Annotated in this window: 6 protein-coding genes; all 6 read left to right on the forward strand. The window is 43.2% G+C overall.

Annotation, left to right across the window (positions count from 1 at the left end):
* The first annotated feature begins 102 nt into the window (after positions 1–102).
* Positions 103–1,083: an N-acetyl-gamma-glutamyl-phosphate reductase gene (argC, locus tag L2764_RS17350; RefSeq protein ID WP_248941585.1), complete on the forward strand. Its 981-nt coding sequence runs from the start codon at positions 103–105 to the stop codon at positions 1,081–1,083.
* Positions 1,084–1,110: 27 nt separating this feature from the next.
* Positions 1,111–1,917 carry an acetylglutamate kinase gene (gene argB / locus L2764_RS17355; protein WP_376708443.1) on the forward strand — a complete coding sequence of 269 codons (807 nt, stop codon included), beginning with the start codon at positions 1,111–1,113 and terminating at the stop codon, positions 1,915–1,917.
* 9 nt (positions 1,918–1,926) lie between these two features.
* A complete protein-coding gene (locus L2764_RS17360; RefSeq protein WP_248941586.1) occupies positions 1,927–2,832 on the forward strand; it encodes an ornithine carbamoyltransferase in 906 nt (301 codons plus the stop codon).
* A 65-nt stretch (positions 2,833–2,897) separates the two neighbouring features.
* Positions 2,898–4,121, forward strand: coding sequence for an argininosuccinate synthase (locus L2764_RS17365; protein ID WP_248941587.1), 1,224 nt, complete (start codon positions 2,898–2,900; stop codon positions 4,119–4,121).
* An 83-nt stretch (positions 4,122–4,204) separates the two neighbouring features.
* A complete protein-coding gene (argH, locus tag L2764_RS17370; RefSeq protein ID WP_248941588.1) occupies positions 4,205–5,572 on the forward strand; it encodes an argininosuccinate lyase in 1,368 nt (455 codons plus the stop codon).
* Between the two features lie 280 nt (positions 5,573–5,852).
* A complete protein-coding gene (locus tag L2764_RS17375) occupies positions 5,853–6,971 on the forward strand; it encodes a YHYH protein (protein WP_248941589.1) in 1,119 nt (372 codons plus the stop codon).
* Positions 6,972–7,047: the final 76 nt, after the last annotated feature.

The following is a 7,047-nucleotide window of genomic DNA, read 5'->3' on the forward strand; positions in this document are numbered from 1 at the left end:
ATAATCCTTTCGGCTAGACTGAGTATTTAGGCGAGTGTTTATCTTAAATTTACCTTATGTTTTATCCTTATTGTTATGTGTCACGTTGAGAAATTATCCATTATGAAAAGTATTGCTATTATTGGCGCAAGTGGTTATACCGGTGCACAAATGACTGCACTCATCTATGAGCAACCAACATTATCGATTCAAGGTTTGTATGTATCTGAAAACAGTCTAGATAAAGATAAGTTACTGAGCGAGCTATACCCTAATTACAGTCATATTTCACTTGCTTTACAGCCGCTTTCACCCCATGCCAAAGACACTATTGTTGCTGAATGTGACGCTGTAGTATTGGCAACCGATCATAAGGTGAGTCTGCATTTAGCGGCTTGGTTTTATCAACAAGGGTTAGTGGTATTTGATTTAAGTGGTGCCTATCGCTTTAGCGATCTGGCTCAATACCCTAAATGGTATGGATTTGAGCATGAATATCCTCAGGTGTTAGCCCAAGCTGTGTATGGCTTAGCCGAGTGGGATCAGGGACAAATTGAGCAGACTAAGATGATTGCTGTGCCGGGCTGTTATCCCACCGCATCATTAATCGCCTTGAAACCTTTAGCCCCTTTAATGACCCAGACCTTACCTGTTATCAATGCGGTAAGTGGCGTGACAGGGGCTGGCAGAAAAGTGCAGCTACATACTAGTTTTTGTGAAGTCAGTTTAATGCCTTACGGTGTTTTAGGTCATCGGCATCAGCCCGAAATTGCCACCCACTTGGGGCATGAGGTGATTTTTACACCGCATTTAGGTAATTTTAAACGTGGCATATTAGCTACCATTACCGTTGAGCTTGAAGCGGGAACGACGACAGAAGATATTGAAAAAGCGTACGGGGTTTATGATAATTCACCTTTAGTCACTGTTAAGCATAATCAATTTCCTAAGCTAGATGATGTGGTGCAAACCCCTAATTGTCATCTGGGTTGGAAGTTTGATGAACAAACACATTATCTGGTGGTCTCGAGTGCGATTGACAACTTAATGAAAGGGGCTGCCAGTCAGGCACTCCAGTGCATAAAGATTCATTACAAGCTTTAATTTGATGATTGATAGAGAGCCTAACTTATGTCAGTAACCAATGTAGACACGCAATCAGTTAACAAAACGCCTATGGTGCTCAAGGTTGGCGGTGCATTATTGCAATGTGAAATGGGCATGGCCCGTTTAATGGAAACCGCAGCTAAAATGATGGTTCAAGGGCAGCCTTTGATCATGGTACATGGTGGGGGCTGTTTAGTTGAAGAGCAATTAACGGCCAATGGTATGGTCACCGAAAAGCTTGATGGACTCAGGGTCACACCTGCAGTACAAATGCCTGTGATTGTGGGTGCGCTTGCGGGAACATCAAACAAAACATTACAAGCCGCTGCGATTAAGGCGGGTGTGACTTGTGTCGGTATGAGTCTAGCGGATGCGAATTTAGTTAACGCTAAGATTAAAGATGAGCGTTTAGGCTTGGTGGGTGAAGTGACCCCTAATGATGCGACTTATCTGACATTCATACTTTCGCAAGGTTTGATGCCGATTGTTAGCTCGATTGCAGCGAGTTCATCAGGTGATTTATTGAATGTGAATGCGGATCAAGCCGCCACCGCTTTGGCAAAATTAGTGGCGGGTAATTTAGTACTGCTATCTGATGTTTCCGGAGTTCTCGATGGCAAGGGGCAATTAATTGCCAGTTTAAACCAAGCTCAAATTAGTGAGCTAACCAAGCAAGGCGTCATCGAAAAAGGCATGAAAGTGAAAGTTGAAGCAGCACTTGAAGTGGCACAGGCAATGGGACAAGCGGTGCAAATCGCCTCTTGGAGAGATGCCAGTCAGTTAATTGCATTGAGTCAAGGTGAGTCGGTTGGCACACAAATCCAGCCATAGGGAAAGAATATGAAGCATTTATTATCGATTAAAGATCTGAGTCAAACACAGTTACTCGATTTATTAGTGTTGGCCAAAGATATCAAAACTCATCCTGAGAATTATCGTAAGGCACTTGATGGTAAAAGTGTGGTGATGTTATTTGAAAAGCCATCATTGAGAACCCGTGTGAGCTTTGATATCGGCATCAATAAGCTAGGGGGTCACTGTTTATATCTCGATCAGCAAAATGGTGCCTTGGGTAAACGTGAACCTATTGCAGATTTTGCGGGTAACATTTCTTGCTGGGCTGATGCAATAGTGGCAAGAACCTTTTTACATTCAACTATTGAGTGTTTAGCTGAGCACGGCAGCGTCCCGGTGATCAATGCGTTATCTGATCTGTATCATCCTTGTCAGGGATTAGCAGACTTTCTCACCTTGTCGGAGCAGTTTGATGACTTGAGTCAAGTAAAGTTGGCTTATGTGGGAGACGGTAATAATGTCACCCATTCATTGATGTATGGTGCGGCTATTCTAGGTATCAGTCTTACAGTGATGTGTCCGCTAGGACAATTTCCTGATGGACAAGTGGTGTTTGAAGCACAGGCACTCGCCAAGCAACATGGTGGCGAATTAATCTTGACCTCTAACATTGATGATATTGTTAATCATGATGCCATCTACACCGATACATGGATCTCCATGGGAGATAATGTTGATTTGGCAGAGATAGAGGCTAAATTTAAGCCTTATCAAGTTAATCAAGCCATGATGGAAAAAGCGGGAGCGCAATATTTTATGCATTGTTTACCCGCCTATCGTGGCGTTGAAGCCAGCGGTGAAGTGGTGGATGGTGAAGGTTCACTGATTTTCCAACAGGCTGAAAACCGCATGCATGCACAAAATGCTGTTTTGGTTACCTTGCTAGCTTAAAGAACCATTTATTATTAATGAGTGTGTTATGAATGCATTGTTGTTAATCGAATTTAGGAAAAAACATGTCTACTGAAATCAAACAATCTGGCGTAAAAAAAGTCGTGTTAGCTTATTCGGGTGGTCTTGATACCTCCGCCATCATTCCTTGGTTAAAAGAAACCTATGATAATTGTGAAATTATCGCGTTTTGTGCCGATGTGGGACAAGGTGACATAGAACTTGAAGGCCTCACGGAAAAAGCGTTAGCCTCAGGAGCGTCTGAGTGTCACATTGTTGATTTAAAAGAAGAGCTGGTGGCTGATTATATTTATCCAACCATTGCCACGGGGGCTATCTATGAAGGCACCTATTTACTCGGTACTTCGATGGCCAGACCGATTATTGCGAAGGCGCAAGTGGAAGTGGCTCGTAAAGTGGGTGCCGATGCGGTCTGTCATGGCTGTACGGGTAAAGGCAATGATCAAGTGCGTTTCGAAGGTTGTTTTGCTGCGCTAGCCCCTGATTTAAGAGTCATCGCGCCCTGGCGTGAATGGGAAATGGTCAGTCGTGAGGATTTATTGGCTTATTTAGCTGAGCGTAATATTGAGACAACGGCATCCTTGACTAAAATCTACAGTCGAGATGCTAATGCTTGGCATATTTCTCATGAAGGTGGCGAGCTAGAAGATCCATGGAATGAGCCGACTAAAGGTGTGTGGATCATGACGGTGGCACCTGAAGATGCACCTAATGAACCTGAATATGTGTCATTAAATATCGACCAAGGGCGGATCACGCATGTTAATGGTGAAGCCTTAACACCTTACGGTGCCTTAACCACATTGAATGACATTGCGGGTGCTCACGGTGTGGGTCGTATTGATATTACCGAAAATAGATTAGTGGGTATGAAGTCTCGTGGTTGCTATGAAACACCCGGCGGTACGGTGATGTTTGCCGGGCTTAGAGCCATTGAAGAGCTGGTATTAGATAAGACCAGTCGTGAGTGGCGTGAGCAAGTGGGCGCACAAATGGCGCAGCTTGTTTATGACGGTCGTTGGTTTACGCCTTTATGCGAGTCTTTACTCGCGGCTTCTGAATCGTTGGCCAAGTTGGTGAATGGTGAAGTAGTAATTAAGCTTTATAAAGGACAAGCGCAAGCGGTGAAAAAACGCTCTCCTAACAGCCTTTATTCAGAAGCGTTCGCCACCTTTGGTGCGGATGATGTGTATGACCAAAAAGATGCCGAAGGTTTTATCCGTTTGTATTCTTTGGCGAGTCGGATCAGAGCATTACACACTAAATAATCGATAACGAGTGTGCCTGATAGGATTAAAGTATCAGGCGTTCACTTGGTTGGTAGGTAAACAGATCAATAGAGGGCGTCGGCATGGCATTATGGGGTGGTAGGTTTAGTCAGGAAAGTAGTGCGTTATTCAAGCTGTTTAATGATTCATTACCTGTTGATTATCGACTCATTGAGCAAGACATTGTCGGTTCAATAGCTTGGGCAAGTGCGATCAATCAGGTTGGCGTGATCACCGTGCAAGAATGTGAGCAATTGCAACAAGCACTTAATGAATTACTCACTGAGTTGGGGGATAAACCAGAGCTGATCTTGCAGTCTGATGCAGAAGATATTCATAGTTTCGTCGAGCAATCATTGATTGCTAAAGTGGGTGATTTAGGTAAAAAATTACACACAGGTCGTTCGCGCAATGATCAAGTGGCGACCGATCTTAAGCTTTGGTGTAAAAAAGAAGGTCAGCAATTACTGGTTTTATTAGGTCAGTTACGCGTTGAGTTATTAGCGTTAGCCGAGCGAGAGCTCGATGCGGTGATGCCTGGGTATACGCATTTACAACGGGCGCAACCTGTGACGTTTGGTCATTGGTGTTTAGCTTATGTGGAAATGTTCGATCGGGATATTAGTCGCCTGCAAGATGCCTTAAAGCGTGCTGATAAGTGTCCGCTAGGATCCGGTGCTTTGGCGGGGACGGCTTACCCCATGGACAGAGTTAAGTTAGCGGCGGCCCTTGGTTTTGCTTCGCCGACATTAAACAGTTTGGATACTGTATCGGATAGAGATCATGTGGTCGAAATCTGTAGTGATGCCAGCATTAGCATGATGCATTTGAGCCGTATGGCTGAAGATTTGATTTTCTTTAATAGTGGTGAAGCGGGGTTCATTGAATTAGACGATCAAGTCACTTCGGGTTCATCCTTAATGCCACAAAAGAAAAACCCTGATGCGCTTGAGCTTATTCGCGGAAAAACAGGCCGTGTTTATGGCAGTTTGATGGGGATTTTGACCACCATGAAGGCTTTACCGCTTGCGTATAATAAAGATATGCAAGAAGACAAAGAAGGCCTCTTTGATGTGATGGATACTTGGTCTATCTGTCTTGAAATGGCGGCATTAGTGCTAAACGGCTTAACCGTTAATCGTGAAAGAACGCTACAAGCGGCCCAGCAAGGTTACGCGAATTCTACTGAGCTTGCCGATTATTTAGTGGCTAAGGGGATGCCTTTTAGAGAGGCGCATCATGTAGTGGGTGAAGTGGTTGTGGTGGCGATAGCGAAACAGCAACCCTTAGAAGATTTTCCTTTATCTGAGCTGCAAGGTTTTGCCGATATCATTCAAGGCGATGTGTATGAATGTTTGACCATTGAGTCCTGCTTGGCTAAACGTGAAGCCTTAGGCGGCACCTCAATTGAGCAAATTACTCAAGCATTAGCGGTGAAAAAATCCACATAAGATAAAATGTCAGTCAAATAATATTGATGTTATCGATTTAAAGGCGCAGCTCTTAGGCTTGCGCCTTTTTTGTGTTGAGTCTGTCATCGACTTTACAATACCGTCTTTTCCCAGTGTGATTTTAAGCTTTAATACCTGATTATAAAATTTGAACTATATTATGTATTAGCTTTTCATTAAAGCATTAAAGACACTCTGTTTACTGAGTGTTTATTGTCTAAGTGGTTAATTTTATTTGTATTGTATGTATGCAGTGAAGTGAAAGTTATAGGACATGACAATGCGTAATATCATATTGTTAACGTTTATTTTCGTCGGTATATTTTGTTCTTCTGCTCGAGTGGTAAGTGGACCTAGGCTGACGGTTCCTGAAAACAATGTAACGCCAAATCCTCAAGGAGATATAACCGATTTAAAACTTGTTAACCGAAATCCAGATTGCGGATCTTATGTTGGCAGTTATTCGGCAAGGATCCATGATACTCAACAAAACATTATTTATGATAGTTATTTGACTATTACGGCTGATAATAATATTTGTACTCTTATCAGTAATAATATCCCTCATCATGATGTAGGAGCCAATACGACAACAGGCACCGATTTTTCTTCGCAAGTTGCTCCTAATGTGCTTGATTATGTATTAACTGTGCCTCGACATCCGAGCAAAGGTAATAGAGCCAGCTACGTACGCAAGCAAGGAGGACGGATAACGCTCAATGGGATCATGCTTAATGGGGTTGATTTAGATATGGACTCTGCATTTTGCTATAACATTGAATTTACTACGCCGCTTCAAATTGGTTTAGGCACAAGAAGCCAATGTGGATTATTTGCTGACTGGTACGCCATTCCGGCTGCGAATCCAGATTATGTAGTGCTTGATGAATATACCGGTCATCCTTTTGGCGGGCGGTATCATTATCATTCAGATAATCATGGATTATCGAATGTTGAAGAGGGAGATATTTTGGAGCCGAATTCAAATATTGTCGACGCCAGCGGCTCTCCAGTTATTGGTTTTGCGCCCGATGGATTCCCTATTTATGGACATTACTTCTATGATACTGAAGCTGGAGTGACACGAAAAGCCAAGTCGAGTTGGACAACTTATACCACAGAGCGTGAAGCACCAATAGGCTCTAATGATCCTGTTCCGCCAATTTCGACGCATGTAAGAGGCATTTTTGTTGAAGATTGGTATTTTGATGCAGGAAGAGGAGATTTGGATGAATGCAATGGCATGACTGACGCTTATGGTCATTATGGCTATTATTACACTGAAGACTATCCTTATGGTCCTTTATGTAGTTTTGGGACGCCCGAACCTTCTTTTAATATGCTCAATACGGCCTATGATGACGGCAGGGCGGGATCGCACTTTGTTAACAAAGATTGAATCTGCTGAATTACTGTGATCTAATCGCACCTCACTTTCTGAGAGGTAACCCAATGACCCTGATCGAACACCTTAC

The organism is Shewanella surugensis, from assembly GCF_023284005.1.
Lineage (GTDB): Bacteria > Pseudomonadota > Gammaproteobacteria > Enterobacterales > Shewanellaceae > Shewanella > Shewanella surugensis.